We start from the raw sequence: 766 nt of genomic DNA on the forward strand, positions 1-766 counted from the left end.
CGTCACCGCAGACACACGCTCAACTTCTGCATTGGCATAGTTTGCCGCCACTTCTGCCAACGTCGTCTTACCTGTGCCTGGCGGTCCCCAAAGGATCATAGAGTGAATATCCCCCGCCTCTAACGCCCTGTCCATGTCGGCCAGCAATGACGACAAGCCGATAATCCCGTTCATTGGGGTTCGGATCTCGTGGCTCATGTTCGCCAAGAACTCACTCTTGTTCTGGTTGGCAACCTCTGCCACCTCTTTGGCTTGCTTCAACTCTTCGTACTGCTGACGAATGCGCTCAATAGACTGGTTATAGCTGTATTCTAGGGTCGTGAATTCGTCAGAGTAGCTATGACCAATCGGCGCCAGTTTTTGTGGACCGGCTTGTTGGTCTTGCTCATCGATTTGAGAAGAGATGGTCATCAAACGTCTAACGACAAGGCGATACACCACGGTGAGACACACGAGTGAGAGTAAGAAGACTTTTACGGCCTCAAAAATGGCTAAAACGAGTACCCTGTCGGCAAAGTCATCAAGAATAAGATTAAGATCAGACTGCACCGTCAGTGTTGCCAGAGGGTAATCTTTCCCTCCCATCTGATAGACCATGTCCCACGTTTTTGAATAGGCTCGGCCAATAATCGGCTGACCGAGCTCAATCACGGTTTGATTGCTGTCTTCAATTAATAGATAGCTGACCGTAGGCAATTGAAATACGCCCTCGGCCTGCACCGTTAATTGGTCGCGGTCTTCCACCCAAAGGCTCGAGGTTAATCCA

The 766-nt window shown here is 50.1% G+C and carries 1 protein-coding gene; it reads right to left on the minus strand.

Annotation, left to right across the window (positions count from 1 at the left end; genetic code table 11):
• Positions 1-744: histidine kinase dimerization/phospho-acceptor domain-containing protein (locus KIV40_RS30200; protein WP_285352953.1), on the minus strand; the 744-nt coding region annotated here is incomplete at its 3' end.
• Between the last annotated feature and the right edge of the window lie 22 nt (positions 745-766).

The organism is Vibrio sp. D173a, from assembly GCF_030248475.1.